The organism is Chitinimonas sp., assembly GCF_036568685.1.
GTDB lineage: Bacteria > Pseudomonadota > Gammaproteobacteria > Burkholderiales > Chitinimonadaceae > Chitinimonas.
On record NZ_DATCSC010000019.1, the window covers coordinates 41,044 to 56,300 of the forward strand.

A 15,257-nucleotide genomic window follows, 5' to 3' on the forward strand; every position below is an offset into this window, starting at 1 on the left:
CCTTTTCAAACAAATGGTCGGTACTCAGCCGAGTACCGCCTGGGCAGCCTGCGCATTACGGCCTGCGTCCGGGTCGTCGCCCAGGAACTGGATGGCGACGCTCTGGCGCTCGCGCGGGATCAGGTAATTGGCGCCGTCTTCATTCACACCCTGCTCGGCCACCATCTCGGTAGTGGTGACGATATGCTCGTAGACCGGGCGCGGCATGGAGACGCTGGTGTCGTACTGGTAGGAAAACGGCACGCCGTTGATGGCGCCCTGAAAGTGGCTGCGCTTCTCGCCGTGCGGGCGGAAGATACGGGCCAGCACGCGCGGTGCCTTGAGCACCAGGGTATGGGCACTCTCGGCGTTGAAGTCTTCTTCCTGTACCAGCTCGGTGGCGGTCTTGTTACGGATATTGCTCATTTGGAAGGCTCCCTCTCGTAGAAATGAAAAACCCCAGCCCGAAGGCTGGGGTTAGCTAGGCACCACAACCTGTCAAGGTTGTCCGCCGGGGTTCACCATGGTGTCGGCAAAGGTCACCGTCAGCCCGGCCGCATCGAGCGCGGTAGTACCGGGGGTGAAGGTGGTGGCACCGTTGGTGACCACCTTCACATAGCCGACCGGTGTTCGGCTAGCCGGTACCTCGGGTATGTTGCCGTCGCCCACCGCCACGGTCTGCGGGATCAGGCGGCCTAGCCAGTCACCCTGGGTGGTGTAGACATTACCGGCAGCGTCGAGCGAGACCACGTAGTAGGCGGTGCTGTTGACCGGCTGCACCACGTAGGCCGGCTTCTCCGGTGGCGAGACCAGGGCCTGGGCGGCCAGGGCAGCCTTGCTGTAGAAGATGCCTCCGACGGTATAGGACAGCGCGGTGGCGGTCTTGAGGGTGGCGGCCGAGGCGGCGTTGATGGCGAGGCCGGCCTTGGTGGTATTGATATTGCCAGCGAGCAGCTGCTCGTAGGCCATGTGTGAATCACGAACGCTCATGAGGTCTTCCTTGGATAGCGGCCAGCCGGCATAGCCGGCCAGCCCGGTTCAGCGGATCAGGCGGGTGTATGCCTTACAGATCGGTCACGCCGACTTCCAGCCGGCACATCCACAACTCGTTGGCGCGGCCGGCAGCGAAGTAGCCCTTGGCCGAGACAAAGCCGACCTGGCCGGCCGGGTCGCTCTTGTCGATATCGCCGGGATTGAGCACGCGGATGTTGTAGCCCGAGTCACCGCGCAGCACGGTGGTGAAGAGTGCCTCCTTGCCTAGGTAGACCACCGGGTAGACGTCCACCGCGCCGGTGGTCGCCTTCATGCCGTTGAGGGTGCTGGAACCGGCGGAGAGGAAGGCGTCGAACAGTGGTGAGCAGACGTAGGCTACGTTCTCGACCGAGCCGATCTCCTCTGGGCAGGTGGGCTTGCGGCTGCCGTACTGCGCCACCGGGATAAAGCCCGGCAGGTCGCGGATATCGGCGGCCACGTCGGTATGGGCCAGGGCCACGAAGCAGGCCTCGATCGGACGGGTGCTGATCTTGTCCGAAGGCGCCAGGATTTCACGCAGGGTGCCGGCGCGCATGGACTGCAGGAAGCGAACCACGGCGCGTTGCTTGCCCAGGGTGATGCGGGTATTGATCGCATTTCGGGCTGTACCATTGGCGTAGTAAACGCTGGCGCCACCACGGGCCACACCCCAGCGGATCTTCTCGAAGGTCTCGCCGAACTGCTCGCCGATCAGCTGCGAGGCATCGGACAGGACCGGATCTTCGGCCAGGTCAGCCACCTGGTCAGTGATCTTCACCACCGATACCCACTGCTGCAGCTGGGCGGAGATCTCGGTGTAGCTGATGGCCTGGGGGATGGGCGAGACGCCCTCCACGGCCGGCGCGGAGAGCGGCAGCAGCGGGTTGGCACGGCGCATCTTGATGGTATTGGTGGTATTGCGTGGTACCTGCTTGGCCATCATGAACTGGGCCATGACCTCGATGGGCATCTGGTGGGCCAGGGCCTTCATGTCGGCATAGGCGGAGGCGCGGGTACCGATGGCGCTATAGGTGGTTTGTGCCATTAGGCAGTCCTTTCAGTATCAAAAATTATCGGAGCCCAAACTGCTTGGCGTAGTAGGCACGCCAGTGCGCGTCGTCAGACTCGTCGGGTTGGCTTTGCCGGCCGGCACCGCGGCCCAGGGGGGCAGCCGCATTGCCCAACACCTGCTGGCGACGTTGCTGCAACTGGCGGGCGGGGTTGGCCTCGGAGGTGCCGATGGCGGACTTGAAGTTACGGAACAGGTAGGCGGCGTCGACCGGATCGTGCGAATTGGCGAGGCTTTGCACCGCTTCCGGCTGGCTACGCAGCCAAGGTACGAAGTCGCTATGGCGGACTACCTGCTGCCAGTCACGCACGTCGGCGAACTGTTCGGCCGTATCGAGTGCGTGATAGCCCTGCAGGAGCGCCGCCTCGCGTGCCTCGTCGGCGGCGGGCTCGCTGATCTCATGCACCAGTCGTGCGGTGCGCTCGGCCATGGCGTTGTGGAGTGCCTGGGTACGGCGGTCCATGGCATCGGCCACCTCCGGGTAGTCGGCCCGGAGTTGTTCGAAATCTGCCTGGTCCTGCGGTGCCAAGCTGGCGGGCCGGCTGAACAGGCCCTGCAACTCCTTCAAGCGAGCGGCGAGCGCGCCTTGCCGCCCACCGGCAGAGCGGATCTGCGCGGTCAGGCGTTCGATGGTGGCCCCCTGCGTTTCCAACCTTGCGGCCATGTCCCTTACATAGGAAGGGGCGTCGGCCAGCGGATCAACAGCGGCACTCGAGGCAACCTCTGCCGACACCTGCGAGGGAGATCCGACGGCCGGGGCGACCGGCTCTGCGGAAGCAGGCGGCGTATCGGCGGCCCCTTCCCCGAAAAACTCCTGGGCAAATTCCTGGCGTGCTGCTTCGTACTGCTGCGCTGCGTGATCGTTCTCGTGATTCATGCTTCTCTCCTGGCGGCCATGGCAGCCGGGTTACGGCCCTGGCGGGCGGTGAAAAAAGAAAACCCGCCGGCAAGCGCGGGCGGGTTTTCGGGCGGGGTACGACAAGATCAATACGGTGGGGACAGTCCGCCCCCGGTGGCGGCAGTCGGCAGGAGCCGCTTACGCAGCTTGCGCAAGGCGGCGATACTGCCGGCACAACGGTGCAAGGCTTCCAGCTCGGTGGCGGCCTCAAGCGCATCGCGCTCGTCTTCTATCCAGCTGTCCAGCACGGTGACCAGGAGCTCGCGGCTACCCCGATCAAGGCGGGCCAGGGCACGCTGCGGGTCTGCCTGGTTTGGACTGTCAGGGCTCAAGGGCTTCATATGCCGTGCCCCCGCAACATGGCCAGCTGGGCCTCGGCATTGAAGCGCTGGTTAGCGGCATCCTCCTGCAGGCGGGTTTGCGCCAGGTCTGCCTGGTGGCCGCTGAGCGTGGTGCGCTCCTGGCTGGCGGCGCGCTGCAGGTCGGCCTGTAGACGCTCGCGGGCCAACGCGGCTTCGAGCTGCTGGCCGGAGGCCTGCAAAGCCAGTTTCTGCTGGGCCAGTTGCTGCGCGCCCTGGGCGATCTGCCCCTTGAGCTGCAGCTCAGCCTGCTTGTCCGGTGAGGGTTGCGGCTGCGCTTGCGGACCCTGCTGGGCCTGCGCCTGTTGCTGGGCACGCTGCTGCATTTCCTGCTGGTAGCTCGCCTCATCCTTGATCAGGGTGAGCGGCAGACGGGCCACCCGGTAGAGTTCGCGATAGAGATCGCCCCAGTGGGTGCGGCCGGCGAACTCGGGATTGCTGGCACCGATCTGGATGGCCTGCATCATGCGCTGCATGGCCTGCTCTTTCTCCAGCAGGGCCGCGGTGCCGCGGGCGCGGATCTGATGATCGCCCTTGATGGCCGGGTCAGGGTTGTAGGCCATGTTCCAGTCGATAAAACGAGCAATGGTCGGGGTGGTGATCTGGTCATCCCAGGCTCGTACCGCGCGGCGCAGAATGCTGTTGGCACTATCCATCAGGAGCGACATGCCGGCCGCCGTCTTGGTGATATGCGGCGCCTGCTCACCCTGGGCAATCAGGGGGATCTGCGTCTCCTCGTCCACCTGGCGCATGGCCATGGCGTGCAAGCGCTCCAGCTGGTCGATGCGGATTGGGATCTCCACCACCCGGAAGGCCTGCTGGATATCGACGCGATCGTCCAGCAGGCGCCACAGCTTGCGCGGTTCGATATTGGGGCCGCCATAGACCGGCTCGACGATATGCGGGTTGTAGATGATCTGTCCCGCCACGCTCAGGCCGGCGTTGTCCACCATCATGCGCCAGGTGGCATTCACCAGCCGCTGCGAATCGCGGCAGAGGTAGGGGATGCCAAAACCGAACAAGCTAGTGGGGTCGGGTTCGAACACCGCGACCGAATACGGCAACCGGGCCTTCTCATCGTGGTTCAGCGCGGCCTTGATCACCACGCCGTCGATAAACCAGACGGTGGCGCTGGTTTCTTCGAGCGGGTCCGTCTCCTCCCCTTCCAGACCACACCCGCAGGCAGCCAGATCATCCCAACGTATGGGGCCGCTATAACGCCAAAGGGTATAGCGATTGTCGTTACTCACGGTGGCCGCCGTATCGCCGTTGATCTGGCGCAACTGGGAGAGATGGTCCGCGTGCACGCTGGGCGACGGGGTCTCGGTCAGCACACGACGGATCTGCGGCCGCATGATATCCGGCACGGCCTTCGCCATCTCCCTGAGCTGCTTGCGCGTCAGGTAGGCGCGCTCGAACACGTCCTCGGCATCTTCGATACGCAAGGCCGATTCATCCGGGAAGAAGTCGAAAGGATCAACTGCATAGGCTGCCGGCACCTGCTTGCGGCTGACCACCAGGTCCTGCACGCCATCGCCCAGGTCGTTCCAGACCTTTTCGGTCAGGTTGACCACCTCGACCGCGCGGATGATGGCAGTACCCAAACGCGCCATATAACGGCGCGCCTGGCGGCACTCCTCGGCGTAGCGCGTCTCGGTCAGTTGGTCGCGGATGGTGCGCTCCATCGCCTCGGACTTCTGCTTGGCGTCCGCCATGATGCGTTGGAATGCGTCGCCCTGGCTCAGCGGCTGGCCGTCATGGTCTGTCACCGGCTGGCCACCCACCTGCAGTACATCGTTCTTGTTGGCGAACTCGGCCAAGGTGGGGATGGGGGATGGCTGCAGGCCGTAGTTGTCCTCGTCTGCAGTAGGCATCAGGAGGTCATCCATACGTGCCTCGAAGCTTGCAACCTTGCCACGGGTGATACCGACAAACACCTCGCTACCGCCGGCAGCGCGGATATTGCGCAGGGTCTGCTCGTCGTAACGGTTGTTGTACTGGCGCAGATCGTCCAGCCAGCGCTGCTCCAGTGGTCGCTTGTTGGCCACGCGTTTGTCCACGCGGGCCTGTAGTTGCTGACCCAGTACGTCCAGGCGGGTGAGGCGGGCCGCCTCGGCCTCGGCCTCGGCCAGCATTGCTTCGGTCCCTATAACCTCAAAACCGGCATGGTCCGGCATGGGCCCACCAGCCCAGGCGGGTTCGCCCAGGGGGATGCGCTGGGACATCAAGTCTTGCATGAGTGCTTGCATGGCATTCCTAGTATCCGGTCCGTCGGTCACCCACATGGACGCGGGTGCGGTCCGGCGTAGCTTTCATGGGTTTGGTCCTGGCAAAGCGCAGGCACATCAGGCCGTAACGAGTGGCGCTGAGGAGGTCGTCCGCCTCCTTGACCACCTGGCCGTTCTTGCGGTGGTAGAGGCGGAATTCCTCGAACCAGTCCGAAAGATGGTTGAAGACCTTGAAACGACCGGTCTGCATACGTTCCAGCATCTGCATCAGTCCTGCTTCGACCGAGTTGCTGCCATCCTCGAAGGTGGCATGCTCGTGCAGCATGTTGAGGCCCTGCCGGCGGTAGGATGCGGCAAGCTGCTCACCACTGCCCTTCTCGCTATTGAGGCCATCGTGCGGCCAGGCCACCGGCACCCAGTCGCCACGCGGTTTGATGGCCGCCGCGTGCACGATGGGTGTCGCCTCGCGTTCCCTGTAGCTGTCGGTCACGTAGAGCGTGTCACTATCACGATCCCAGGCCAGCCAGACGCAGGCGAAGGGATGGTCCCAGCCAAAGTCGATGCCGGCGATGCGCGGCCAGTGCGGCGGGATGGCGAAGGCCGGTACCAGCAGGGCCGATTCCGCCACCGGGAAGATGCGGCCGCTGCCGAGCGTAGGGATGCCACGGGCCCGCGCCTCCCGCTCGTGCGAGGGAAAGCTGGCGATGATCCGGGCCCGTTCCTCAGGGTCGATATGCAAGGCATCGTCGATGGTCATATTGGTGTCGTGTCGATCGGCCGTGGGTTCGACCAGAAAGCGGCGTACGACCTCCGACATACCCATCAGCGGGGTGAAGGTCAGCGCCGCACAGCCGCCGGTGGCGATGGTGCGGGCCAAGCCCTCGTCGTAGATGTCGGCCGGCGGTTCCTCGTCAAACCAGACAAAGTCCACCGGTGGCCCCTGCCATTTGCGCCGCCCCTGGGCGTAGTACTTGAAGCGCAGGGTGCTCCAGCCGCCGCTGGCGTGGCGGATCTTGATGAAGTCGTAGAGATTGGAAACGCCGGTCGCCATGCCATGTTCGCCCAGCCGGTCGCGGGGCACCGCCCCGGTACCCACCTCACCGATCAGGCCCAGCAAGGCCCGCTGCGGGTTGTCGCGGGTGGATTCGCCAGTCTCCGACGATGCCCAGGCCACGATGGGCCTGTCCCAACGGCGGCCTTCCCACCAATCCGGATACTGGCCGGTCAAGTGGTAGGCGAGCTCGGCGGCACAGCAGAAGGTCTTGCCATTCTGGTTGCCGGCACGCAGCAGGCGCTCGCGAAAACGGCCACCTGCAGTATGGAAGGACTGTTGCTTGGCATAGGGCTGGTAGCGCGCCAGCTTGTTTTCGCGCTTACGCCGCTCGCGCTCCTCCAAGAGGCCCAGCAGCTCGACCTTGGGATCAAGTGCGGCTGAGGGCTGCAATGCGGGCCTCAATCTCGGTATCGGACAGGTCGGCAAACTCATGGCGTACCGTCTGCTTGTCGTTGAACATGCCCAGATGGCGCATAGTCAGCTCCAGTGCCCCCTTCTTGTCCACCAGCTTGAGCTTCTTGGTCAGGGTCTGGATGGCATCTTCGCCGCTGGGCAGCTCGGTTACATCGATGGCGGCCAGTACGGCGGCGGTGTCCTCATCCAGCTCGCGGACCGGTAGCAGGTTGCCCGCCTCGTCGAATAGCTTGCGCGGATCGAAGAAGGCAATACGGGCCAGTTCCTTCAATACCCGATCCTGATGAATTTCGGTACGGTCCTCGCGGGCTTGCATGCGCTCGGCGATATAGGCCGCGACGGCCGGATCGGCCTTGATGCGCGAGGCTTCGGCTGCAGCGGCCTTGTCGGTGGTGGCCTTATAGCCGGCACGCCGGAAGGCCGCCGTGGCGTTCAGGTCCTTGAGGTATTCGTCGGCGAACAGCCGACGCTTGGGGGTGAGATGCAGATCACTCATGGTGTTTCCTCCTCTTGTTGCAGGGTCAGGTCTGTCTGCGCGCGTATCCAGTCCTGCAGGTCACTCAATTGCCGGGCGTGGCGGTGGCAGATTTCGTAGTTGCCGACGGCAACGCGGAGGGCATCGTCGCTTGTAAGGCCTGCAGGCTGACCGGTGGCTGCATCAGGCTGGCAGGCGGTGTTGGGAAGCGTGCGCAGGGCAGCGGCGTCGTGCTGGCACAACCAAGCAGCATCGAGCTCGGTAGCCAAGTGCATAGGGTTCGCCACATAGTGATCGACCTCTTTTTCTATAGTCTGGAAGATGATGCGATCGGCCTGGCGGCCCGCTTCGTGCCGTACGGCCACTTGCTGGTTGAGGGCTTGCTGCGCCCGTTCGCGCTGCAACACGCGGACTACGGCAAGGCGGCCCTCAGCTTGGGTCAGGGCCTGCTCAGCAAGACGGCCCCTCAGGTAACCCGTGCCATAACAGGCAAGCCCCAGCACGAAGCAGAGCAGGCAGCGCCATGGCCAGGGGATCAGGCTAGCCAACATGCAGCGCCTCCTCGCAGACCGTGCGCTCGCGAGCCCGACGACTGACCAGACCCGGCAAGGGCTTGCCGCCGGCGTAGACCCAGCGGCTCAGCTCGGTACAGGCCCCAGCGTAGTCACCCTTGCGTGCCTTGGCGGCCATGCTGCTACGGCAGTAGGCAGCAGTACCGACGTTGTAGGCAAAGCTGGTGAAAGCCTGTCGCAGCGGGCCGGGCAAGCCGGGGGTGCAGGTGTCCACTTCGGCGAGCTTCCGGCCCACCTCACCGACCAACATGGCGGCACATTGCTCGGCGCTATAGCGCTGCCCCATGTGGATGGCTGGCCCGGTCTGGCCGAAGCACGCAGTAGGAATACCGACCGGGTCCGAGTAGGTCTGTCGGCGCTCCCCTTCTGATGGGGCGATCAGCAAGGCGGTCGCCAGCACGGTACCCGTCGCCCCTGCCGCCAGCAGGCGGGCGCGCAGTACGGAGGGCAGCGTACTCATTGTCCGGAACCTAGCCAGTCGCGCAGGCGTTGCCAGAATCCGGCGCCACCCAGTTTGTCCCGCCACAAGATATAAAGCTGTATCAAGGTATAACAACCGGTCAGCAGCAGTACCCAGTCGCTGAGCGGTATGCCCGCCAGCGTCAGGGCGCCGACCGAGACCGGAGGTGTGGCCTTGGCCAGCTCGGTCACTGCATCCTGCGTACGTTGGTCCATGTATCGCACTCCCGAAATGGAAAAAGGCCCCGCCATGTGGGACATGGGCGGGGCCTGGAAAGACGAACGCCCCGGCGGCACATAGCCGGCGGGGCGCAACGGCCGGGATGAAAGCCCGGCATGGCATATCTCAGTATTGAAAGCAGTAAGGCAGAAATGCAAAAGCCCCGCATCGCGGGGCCTTTGGTCGCACTGATTGAAAGTAGCAAAACGAATACTACGCTGCTTCATACCCCAATTGCAATACTTCTCTTCATATTTTTTCCAGCACCCTGGCAGTACGCCAGACGGGTTCCCTCTAACCCTTTCGAGTGAGCGGAACTGACCCGATCAGGGGTGGTTGCGCCGCACCATCCTGCCTAATCTAGCGGACATTCCAGGGCCGCTGGCAAATGCCTGTCCCGCCCTACCGCCGACCGCAGATTTCGCAGAACGCAAGGAGCCAGGCCATGGCAGCGCAGTGGATACAGATCAGCAGCAAGGAGGGGCCGGATTTCAAGGGTTACCTCTCGCTCCCGCCCACCGGTAGTGGTCCCGGGGTCATCCTGATCCAGGAGATCTTTGGCGTGAACCACCATATTCAGGCGGTGGCCGACCAGTATGCGCTGGATGGCTATACCGTACTGGCACCAGACCTGTTCTGGCGCATCAAGCCCGGCATCAGCCTGAGCTACCGCGAGGAAGAGTGGGCCACCGCCTTTGGCTATATGAAGCAAATGGACTTTGGCCTGGCCGTGCAGGACCTGGTGACTGCCACCCAGACGCTGCGCGGCCGTCCCGAGTGCACCGGCAAGGTGGCTTCGCTGGGCTATTGCCTGGGTGGGTTGCTGTCCTACTTCACCGGCGCCAATGCCGAGGTCGACGCCACCGTTTGCTACTACCCCGGCAGCATCGACCAGAACCTCGACCAGATCGGCAAGATCCGCGGTCCCATCCTGATCCACTTTGCCGGCGCTGACGAGTACATCGGCGATGCCGCCATCGCCGCCACCCGCAAGGCCTTTGAAGGCCGCAAACAGACCCAGATCGAGCACTACCCCGGCGTACAGCATGGCTTCAATTGCTGGGAGCGGCCCATGTACAACCAGCAGGCATCGGCCCTGGCGCACGGCAAGACCTTGCAGTTCCTCTCGTTCGCCTTGTCTGGCCAGTTCCAGTAAGTGCATGCACATACAAGTACCCAAGCAAGCAAAACAAACCGTCAACCTTGACTCAGAAGCAAAAGGAGAACCACCACATGTCCGACAAGAACGAAGCCGATATCACCCGTCGCAACCTGCTGGCCGGCGCTGCCGGCCTGGTAGCCGCCGCCAGCCTGCCAACCGCCACTGCGGTGGCAGCCGAGGCCAAACCCGCCAAGCAACCTCACCAAGGAAACAGCGCCATGAGCAACTACGTCACCACCAAGGACGGCACCCAGATCTACTTCAAGGACTGGGGTCCCAAGACCGGCCAACCCATCGTCTTCTGCCACGGCTGGCCACTGAATTCGGACAGCTGGGAATCGCAGATGATCTTCCTGGCCGACAAGGGCTACCGCTGCATCGCCCATGATCGCCGTGGTCATGGCCGCTCCAGCCAACCCTGGAACGGCAACGAGATGAACACCTATTCCGACGACCTGGAGACCGTGCTCGACCACCTCGACGTCAAGAACGCCGTACTGGTGGGCTTCTCCACCGGCGGTGGCGAGGTCGCCCGCTATATCGGCCGCCATGGCACCAAGCGCGTGGCCAAGGCCGCCCTGGTGTCGGCCGTGCCGCCGCTGATGCTCAAGACCGCTGCCAACCCCGGCGGCCTGCCTATGGAGGTGTTCGACGGCATCCGCGCCGGCCAACTGGCCAACCGCTCGCAGCTGTACAAGGACATCCCGTCCGGCCCCTTCTTCGGTTTCAACCGCCCGGGTGCCAAGGTCTCGCAGGGTCTGATCGACAACTGGTGGCTGCAAGGCATGATGGGTGGTCACAAGAACACCTATGACAGCATCAAGGCCTTCTCCGAGACCGACTTTACCGAAGACCTGAAGAAGTTCACCGTACCGACCCTGATCATCCACGGTGACGACGACCAGATCGTGCCGATCGACGCCGCCGCCCGCGCCTCGGCCAAACTGGTGAAGCACGCCAAGCTGGTCGTCTACCCGGGTGCACCGCATGGCCTGACCGATACCCACAAGGACAAGGTCAACGCCGACCTGCTGGAATTCATCAAGTCTTAAGACCGCTCGGTGAACGGTATAGATCTGCAGCAGCCGTTCTCCGCCCGGCAAAGCCGGGCGCTTGAGACCAACAGAAAATCGACGTGTTATCGCTGTTTTTTCCACTCCCCCCGCCCTCGCCGCCGCGACTGCGTGGTTGTCGCCCCTTTAGGTGCATACAACCACGGCGTCCTTCTTGCGAGGGGGAGCCTCGCTAGCGCGAGCATGTGGATTTTTCAGAGATTGCTGAGTTGATCTGGCTGGCTTCAAGCAGCGCGATGTAGCACGAAGGAGTTGCCCTTACGGGTGGCTCCTTTTCCTTTGTGTGTTTGGCCCGGCCGTAAAAAGTTGTAAGCGCGGTATCTTCCTGCGTTGATGGTCCGCGCGCTGCCGCCGCTCCGCGTTGTTCACCCTGTAGTGATCTGCAACCTTGGCCAATACAGAGGAACAATATGCGAGCAAACATCAAGCAACGGCTGCTCCTAGGCGGCACCCTATTACTGGCGGGAGGCTTAAGCGGTGGCCTGGTCGGTTGTGCCAGCCATGAACGGGTGATCGTGCGGGAGACCGTGGTCGGCCAGCCAGTGGTGCGGCGCATGCCCGCCGTGATCCACGAGGACCGCGGCCCGGCGCCGGGCTATGGCTGGAACTGGGTGCAAGGGCACTGGAAGTGGGAAGGCAACGACTGGGCGTGGGTGCACGGCCATTGGGTAGAACATGAGGTCCCGGTCATGCCGCCGGTGATCGTCGAGCAGATCACCGTGGCGCCCTCGCCTCGCCATTTCTGGGTACCGGGCCATTGGGTCTGGCGCGCCGAAGGTCGGCACGAGTGGTTCTGGGTCCGCGGTGGCTGGCATATTTAACCCCTGACGGTCTGCCGGGGTATCTGGCGGCACGCCGCCGGATACCTGCAGGCGCTCGCCTTGCATGACCCCGCAAGCGGGCTCAACCCACCCACAGCACCACGAGCGAAGCCAGCAGGCAGTAGGCACCGAAGAGGTGCCAGCGGTCCTGCTCCAACCAGCGGGATAGCCAACGCAGCGCAGCAAGCCCTGCCAGGAAGCTCAGCACCATGCCCAGCAAGCCCGGTGCAAGTGCATGTAACCAACCTTCCGGTACCGCGGTGGCCGGCGTCTTGGCAAGGCGCAGTACCTCTTTCACGATCACCGCCGGGGTCAGTACCACGGCCAGCGCAAAGCTGAAGGCCTCCGCCCGGCGCCGCTCCACACCCATGACCAGGCCGGCCGATATGGTTGCGCCGGAACGCGAAAAGCCACGGAATGGCAGGCACAGACCCTGTACCGCGCCGATGACGGCGGCACTGCGGTGGCTCAGGGGCTCCGCCGTTTGAACCTTGATGCGGGCGGACAGCATGATCAGCACGCCGGCACAGGCCAAGGCAGCCGCCATCAGACGGGCATTGCCAAACAGCTGCTCCACCTCGAAGGCCTGGCCACCCGGTGCAAACAGATGCTTGAGCAGCTGCAAGAGCAGCAGCCCGACCACCCCGGTCAGGGCGGTGGCAATCACCACATGAAGGGCATTGGTCCGGAACGCGTGCCGGGAGCTGAAGTAGGTCTCACGCCAAGACCGCCAGAAATAGGCGATGACGGCGAACATGGTGCCGGTGTGCAGCATCACCAGTAGCAGGGTCATCTGCGGCGAGGTCGGGTCCAGACCCATCAGCTTCTCGGCCATGATCACATGTGCGGAACTGGAAACGGGCAGCAACTCGGCCGCCCCCTGGATGATGGCGAGGATAAGGATCTGAATCAGGGTCATGGTGCTCAGCGGTCTGGTCGGAAATACGGCAGGACCACAGCTTAGCAAAGCAAGATAAGCGCAAACTTAGAACCCCCTCAGACGGTATAGGCCGCGATCACCGCTTGCATCTGATTAGCGGCGGCATCAAGCCGGGTAGCGGTCTCGGCAGTCTCGTTGGCGGCGGCGCTGGCTTGCTCGGCCATCTGCGCAATACGCTCGACCTGGCTGGCGATCTGATTGCCGGCGATACCCTGCTCGCGGATCGCGTCGCTGATCTCTGCCACCATGGAGACCGCACTGTCCGAGGCGGCACGGATTTCCACAATGACCGTAGCGGCGCTGTCGGAGCGCTGTACGCTCTGGCCGGCCAGGTTCACCGTCACCGACATGGCTGACGCAGTCCGGCCGGCACTCTGCACGATGGTGGAGGTCACGCCATCGATCTCGCTGGTCATGGCCGAAGTGCGTTCGGCCAGCTTGCGTACTTCGTCTGCCACCACGGCAAAGCCCCGGCCCTGTTCACCGGCGCGCGCAGCTTCAATCGCAGCGTTCAACGCCAGGAGGTTGGTCTGGTCGGCTACGTCCTTGATCACCGATACCGAGTTGGTGATCTGCTGGGTCTGTTTTTCCAGCTCGTCGAGGCTGGCGGCAGCCTCAGAAACCGTCGTCGCGAGGCTCTTGATATCGGTCACTGTCTGGTCGATCACACTCTGGCCAGAGCGGGCCAAGGCGCCGGCCTGGGCCGTCTGCTCGTTGGTCGAGGCAGCCCTGTCACCCACGTGGTTCACGCTCACCGTCAGTTCTTCGATAGTGGCCGCCACGTTGGAGGAGGCCTCGCTCTGTGCCGAGGCGGCCTGCGATACCTGCTTGGCGCTGCTGGCCAGATGGGCGGCCGCCTGTGAAACCTGGCTGGCCTGGCCGGTCAGGTCGCGAAAGCTGGTCTGCAGGCGATCCAGCAACTGGTTGAAAGCCTGTACCGTCTGGCCTACCTCATCGCGCTGTACCACGCGGGAGCGCACGGTAAAGTCCAGCGACTGGGTGACGCGGGTGATGTCGTGCTGCATGACGGCCAACGAGCCAACAATGGAGCGGAACAGGTGGTAGCCGAGCGCACACATGGCCAGCAAGGTCACGGTCATCAGGCTCCAGCCCAGGGTGCGGCTGCTGGCGATGGTCTCATCCACCGCCTTACCCTCGGCGACGATGTAACGGTCGTTGTAGGCCACGTGCTCGGTCACCGCCTTGACCACCGCCTGCAGCTTGGGCTTGGCGGCCTTGCGGGCGGCATCGGCTGCCCCGTGGTCACCGCTGCGGGATGCCCCCAAGGTGACCGCACGGGCGCTGACATAGGCGGCAAAGGTCGCCCGGTCTGCATCGAGCAGGCGCTTGTCCTCCTCGTCGTTGACCAGCTTGGCATACTCATCCAGCGACTTCTGCAGGTCTTCGTCCAGCGCCTTGAGGTCTTCTTCCAGCTTGGCCTGATCGGCCGGTGCAGACATCACATGCTCCAGCACCAGGCCCCGTATGCTCAGCACATCGGTACGTACCTTGGCCAGCAGCTCCACACTGGGTACGTCGTTGTGGGCCATGGTGTCGATGGTCCTGGCAAGACGCTGCTGGGCCAGCATGCCGTTGGCACCGACGGCGAGTACCGCCACCAGCCCTATCACTATCAACACGATCAATCGCAGCTTGATGGTCATGGCAGCACACTCCGCAAGAGCCGGGCAGAGGCCCGTGTGAATGCACCCGACCATCAAGGGAACTTCCAGAAACTTCACTTTCGTCGCAATACGGCGTTGCTCGCGGAAATTTCTCCTTACATATCAAACATATGCTGCGTCGAAATTTGCCACTCGCGCCTTGTCTTGCTTAGAAATTGAGGTTTCTGGAAGTCCCCTCAAGGCCGGGCGCTGGGTTCCTGCTAGGACTGTAGACCATGCTGCGGCGCATCAAAAAAGATTGGCGCCAGACGGCAGGCGCAGGTCAATGTCCCGCGTGCATGCTGGTCGGATCGGCGGTCAGCGATTCCACCTTGACCTCGACCTTGACCTCGCCGGCCCTTTGGAAGCGCAGGGTCAGCGGCAGCTTCTGGCCCTCGGTCAGCGGTTGCTTGAGGCCCATCAGCATCAAGTGGTAGCCACCGGGCGCCAGCAAGGCGCTGCCCTTGGCGGGGATGTCCACCTTGTCGACCTTGCGCATGCGCATGACGCCGTTATCGTTGACGTGGTTGTGTACTTCTGCGCTGGCAGCGAGCTCGGGGGCGCTGGCATCGATCAGGGCGTCGGCTTCCGTACCGCTGTTGATCAGCTTGAAGTAGACCGCGCCTGTCTTGGTACCAGCGGGCGTGGCACGGGCCCAGGGGTGATGGATCTCCAGATTGCCGGCCTTGAATTCATGGGCAGTGGCGGCGGCCAAAAGGCCCAGGCTGGCGACGGTGATGAGGGTCTTGCGCAGGTATTGCATGTCTGGCTCCAGGGTTATTGGGGTGGCGCCGGCCAGGCGCCCCCGCTTGTCACAGATCGTACTTCAGTTCGGCAAAGACAGTGCGCTGGGTGTAGG

Annotated in this window: 17 protein-coding genes; 3 read left to right on the forward strand and 14 right to left on the reverse strand. The window is 63.6% G+C overall.

All coding sequences use genetic code 11. The features are described 5' to 3' along the window. Positions 1-24: 24 nt before the first annotated feature. From VIM95_RS03340 to VIM95_RS03390, 11 genes are all read right to left on the reverse strand, one after another. The gene (locus tag VIM95_RS03340) at positions 25-405 is read right to left on the reverse strand and encodes a hypothetical protein (protein WP_331982993.1); all 381 of its coding nucleotides are present in this window, start codon (positions 403-405) and stop codon (positions 25-27) included. Positions 406-477: 72 nt separating this feature from the next. Beyond that, on the reverse strand, positions 478-969 hold the full coding sequence (locus VIM95_RS03345) for a hypothetical protein (protein ID WP_331982995.1): 492 nt from the start codon (positions 967-969) through the stop codon (positions 478-480). Positions 970-1,042: 73 nt separating this feature from the next. Beyond that, entirely contained in the window at positions 1,043-2,035 is a 993-nt protein-coding gene (locus VIM95_RS03350) for a N4-gp56 family major capsid protein (RefSeq protein ID WP_331982997.1), read from the reverse strand. A gap of 25 nt (positions 2,036-2,060) precedes the next feature. Further along, the gene (locus VIM95_RS03355) at positions 2,061-2,936 is read right to left on the reverse strand and encodes a hypothetical protein (RefSeq protein ID WP_331982999.1); all 876 of its coding nucleotides are present in this window, start codon (positions 2,934-2,936) and stop codon (positions 2,061-2,063) included. A gap of 107 nt (positions 2,937-3,043) precedes the next feature. Next, the gene (locus VIM95_RS03360; RefSeq protein WP_331983001.1) at positions 3,044-3,298 is read right to left on the reverse strand and encodes a hypothetical protein; all 255 of its coding nucleotides are present in this window, start codon (positions 3,296-3,298) and stop codon (positions 3,044-3,046) included. Next, positions 3,295-5,541 carry a hypothetical protein gene (locus VIM95_RS03365; RefSeq protein WP_331983003.1) on the reverse strand — a complete coding sequence of 749 codons (2,247 nt, stop codon included), beginning with the start codon at positions 5,539-5,541 and terminating at the stop codon, positions 3,295-3,297. Before VIM95_RS03365 ends, VIM95_RS03360 begins: the two co-directional genes overlap by 4 nt. Positions 5,542-5,572: 31 nt before the next feature. Then, positions 5,573-6,988, reverse strand: coding sequence for a terminase large subunit domain-containing protein (locus VIM95_RS03370; RefSeq protein ID WP_331983005.1), 1,416 nt, complete (start codon positions 6,986-6,988; stop codon positions 5,573-5,575). Next, positions 6,966-7,508 (reverse strand): terminase small subunit, encoded by a 543-nt coding sequence (locus VIM95_RS03375; protein WP_331983007.1) that lies wholly within the window; start codon positions 7,506-7,508, stop codon positions 6,966-6,968. Before VIM95_RS03375 ends, VIM95_RS03370 begins: the two co-directional genes overlap by 23 nt. Next, positions 7,505-8,038 carry a hypothetical protein gene (locus VIM95_RS03380; protein ID WP_331983009.1) on the reverse strand — a complete coding sequence of 178 codons (534 nt, stop codon included), beginning with the start codon at positions 8,036-8,038 and terminating at the stop codon, positions 7,505-7,507. Before VIM95_RS03380 ends, VIM95_RS03375 begins: the two co-directional genes overlap by 4 nt. Beyond that, a complete protein-coding gene (locus VIM95_RS03385) occupies positions 8,028-8,519 on the reverse strand; it encodes a lysozyme (protein ID WP_331983011.1) in 492 nt (163 codons plus the stop codon). The genes VIM95_RS03380 and VIM95_RS03385 overlap by 11 nt, the downstream gene beginning before the upstream one ends. Beyond that, positions 8,516-8,734, reverse strand: coding sequence for a hypothetical protein (locus tag VIM95_RS03390; RefSeq protein WP_331983013.1), 219 nt, complete (start codon positions 8,732-8,734; stop codon positions 8,516-8,518). The genes VIM95_RS03385 and VIM95_RS03390 overlap by 4 nt, the downstream gene beginning before the upstream one ends. Before the next feature lie 449 nt (positions 8,735-9,183). Here VIM95_RS03390 and VIM95_RS03395 point away from each other — a divergent pair, with 449 nt between their 5' ends. The 3 genes from VIM95_RS03395 to VIM95_RS03405 all read left to right on the forward strand — a co-directional run bounded on the left by VIM95_RS03395 (position 9,184) and on the right by VIM95_RS03405 (position 11,794). Further along, positions 9,184-9,894: a dienelactone hydrolase family protein gene (locus tag VIM95_RS03395; RefSeq protein WP_331983015.1), complete on the forward strand. Its 711-nt coding sequence runs from the start codon at positions 9,184-9,186 to the stop codon at positions 9,892-9,894. 224 nt (positions 9,895-10,118) lie between these two features. After that, positions 10,119-10,952: an alpha/beta fold hydrolase gene (locus VIM95_RS03400; protein WP_414648464.1), complete on the forward strand. Its 834-nt coding sequence runs from the start codon at positions 10,119-10,121 to the stop codon at positions 10,950-10,952. Positions 10,953-11,383: 431 nt separating this feature from the next. Beyond that, positions 11,384-11,794, forward strand: a complete 411-nt coding sequence (locus tag VIM95_RS03405) for a hypothetical protein (protein WP_331983019.1) — start codon at positions 11,384-11,386, stop codon at positions 11,792-11,794. A gap of 82 nt (positions 11,795-11,876) precedes the next feature. Here VIM95_RS03405 and VIM95_RS03410 read toward each other — a convergent pair whose 3' ends face one another. The 3 genes from VIM95_RS03410 to VIM95_RS03420 all read right to left on the reverse strand — a co-directional run bounded on the left by VIM95_RS03410 (position 11,877) and on the right by VIM95_RS03420 (position 15,161). After that, positions 11,877-12,713: an undecaprenyl-diphosphate phosphatase gene (locus tag VIM95_RS03410; RefSeq protein ID WP_331983021.1), complete on the reverse strand. Its 837-nt coding sequence runs from the start codon at positions 12,711-12,713 to the stop codon at positions 11,877-11,879. A gap of 77 nt (positions 12,714-12,790) precedes the next feature. Continuing rightward, positions 12,791-14,398, reverse strand: a complete 1,608-nt coding sequence (locus VIM95_RS03415) for a methyl-accepting chemotaxis protein (protein ID WP_331983023.1) — start codon at positions 14,396-14,398, stop codon at positions 12,791-12,793. A gap of 283 nt (positions 14,399-14,681) precedes the next feature. Continuing rightward, entirely contained in the window at positions 14,682-15,161 is a 480-nt protein-coding gene (locus VIM95_RS03420) for a copper chaperone PCu(A)C (RefSeq protein WP_331983026.1), read from the reverse strand. Between the last annotated feature and the right edge of the window lie 96 nt (positions 15,162-15,257).

Bases quoted from the DNA above. Each gene is read 5' to 3' on its own strand.
- VIM95_RS03340 (WP_331982993.1), bottom strand. From the start codon at position 405: ATGAGCAATATCCGTAACAAGACCGCCACCGAGCTGGTACAGGAAGAA.
- VIM95_RS03345 (WP_331982995.1), bottom strand. From the start codon at position 969: ATGAGCGTTCGTGATTCACACATGGCCTACGAGCAGCTGCTCGCTGGC.
- VIM95_RS03350 (WP_331982997.1), bottom strand. From the start codon at position 2,035: ATGGCACAAACCACCTATAGCGCCATCGGTACCCGCGCCTCCGCCTAT.
- VIM95_RS03355 (WP_331982999.1), bottom strand. From the start codon at position 2,936: ATGAATCACGAGAACGATCACGCAGCGCAGCAGTACGAAGCAGCACGC.
- VIM95_RS03360 (WP_331983001.1), bottom strand. From the start codon at position 3,298: ATGAAGCCCTTGAGCCCTGACAGTCCAAACCAGGCAGACCCGCAGCGT.
- VIM95_RS03365 (WP_331983003.1), bottom strand. From the start codon at position 5,541: ATGTCCCAGCGCATCCCCCTGGGCGAACCCGCCTGGGCTGGTGGGCCC.
- VIM95_RS03375 (WP_331983007.1), bottom strand. From the start codon at position 7,508: ATGAGTGATCTGCATCTCACCCCCAAGCGTCGGCTGTTCGCCGACGAA.
- VIM95_RS03380 (WP_331983009.1), bottom strand. From the start codon at position 8,038: ATGTTGGCTAGCCTGATCCCCTGGCCATGGCGCTGCCTGCTCTGCTTC.
- VIM95_RS03385 (WP_331983011.1), bottom strand. From the start codon at position 8,519: ATGAGTACGCTGCCCTCCGTACTGCGCGCCCGCCTGCTGGCGGCAGGG.
- VIM95_RS03390 (WP_331983013.1), bottom strand. From the start codon at position 8,734: ATGGACCAACGTACGCAGGATGCAGTGACCGAGCTGGCCAAGGCCACA.
- VIM95_RS03395 (WP_331983015.1), top strand. From the start codon at position 9,184: ATGGCAGCGCAGTGGATACAGATCAGCAGCAAGGAGGGGCCGGATTTC.
- VIM95_RS03400 (WP_414648464.1), top strand. From the start codon at position 10,119: ATGAGCAACTACGTCACCACCAAGGACGGCACCCAGATCTACTTCAAG.
- VIM95_RS03405 (WP_331983019.1), top strand. From the start codon at position 11,384: ATGCGAGCAAACATCAAGCAACGGCTGCTCCTAGGCGGCACCCTATTA.
- VIM95_RS03410 (WP_331983021.1), bottom strand. From the start codon at position 12,713: ATGACCCTGATTCAGATCCTTATCCTCGCCATCATCCAGGGGGCGGCC.
- VIM95_RS03415 (WP_331983023.1), bottom strand. From the start codon at position 14,398: ATGACCATCAAGCTGCGATTGATCGTGTTGATAGTGATAGGGCTGGTG.
- VIM95_RS03420 (WP_331983026.1), bottom strand. From the start codon at position 15,161: ATGCAATACCTGCGCAAGACCCTCATCACCGTCGCCAGCCTGGGCCTT.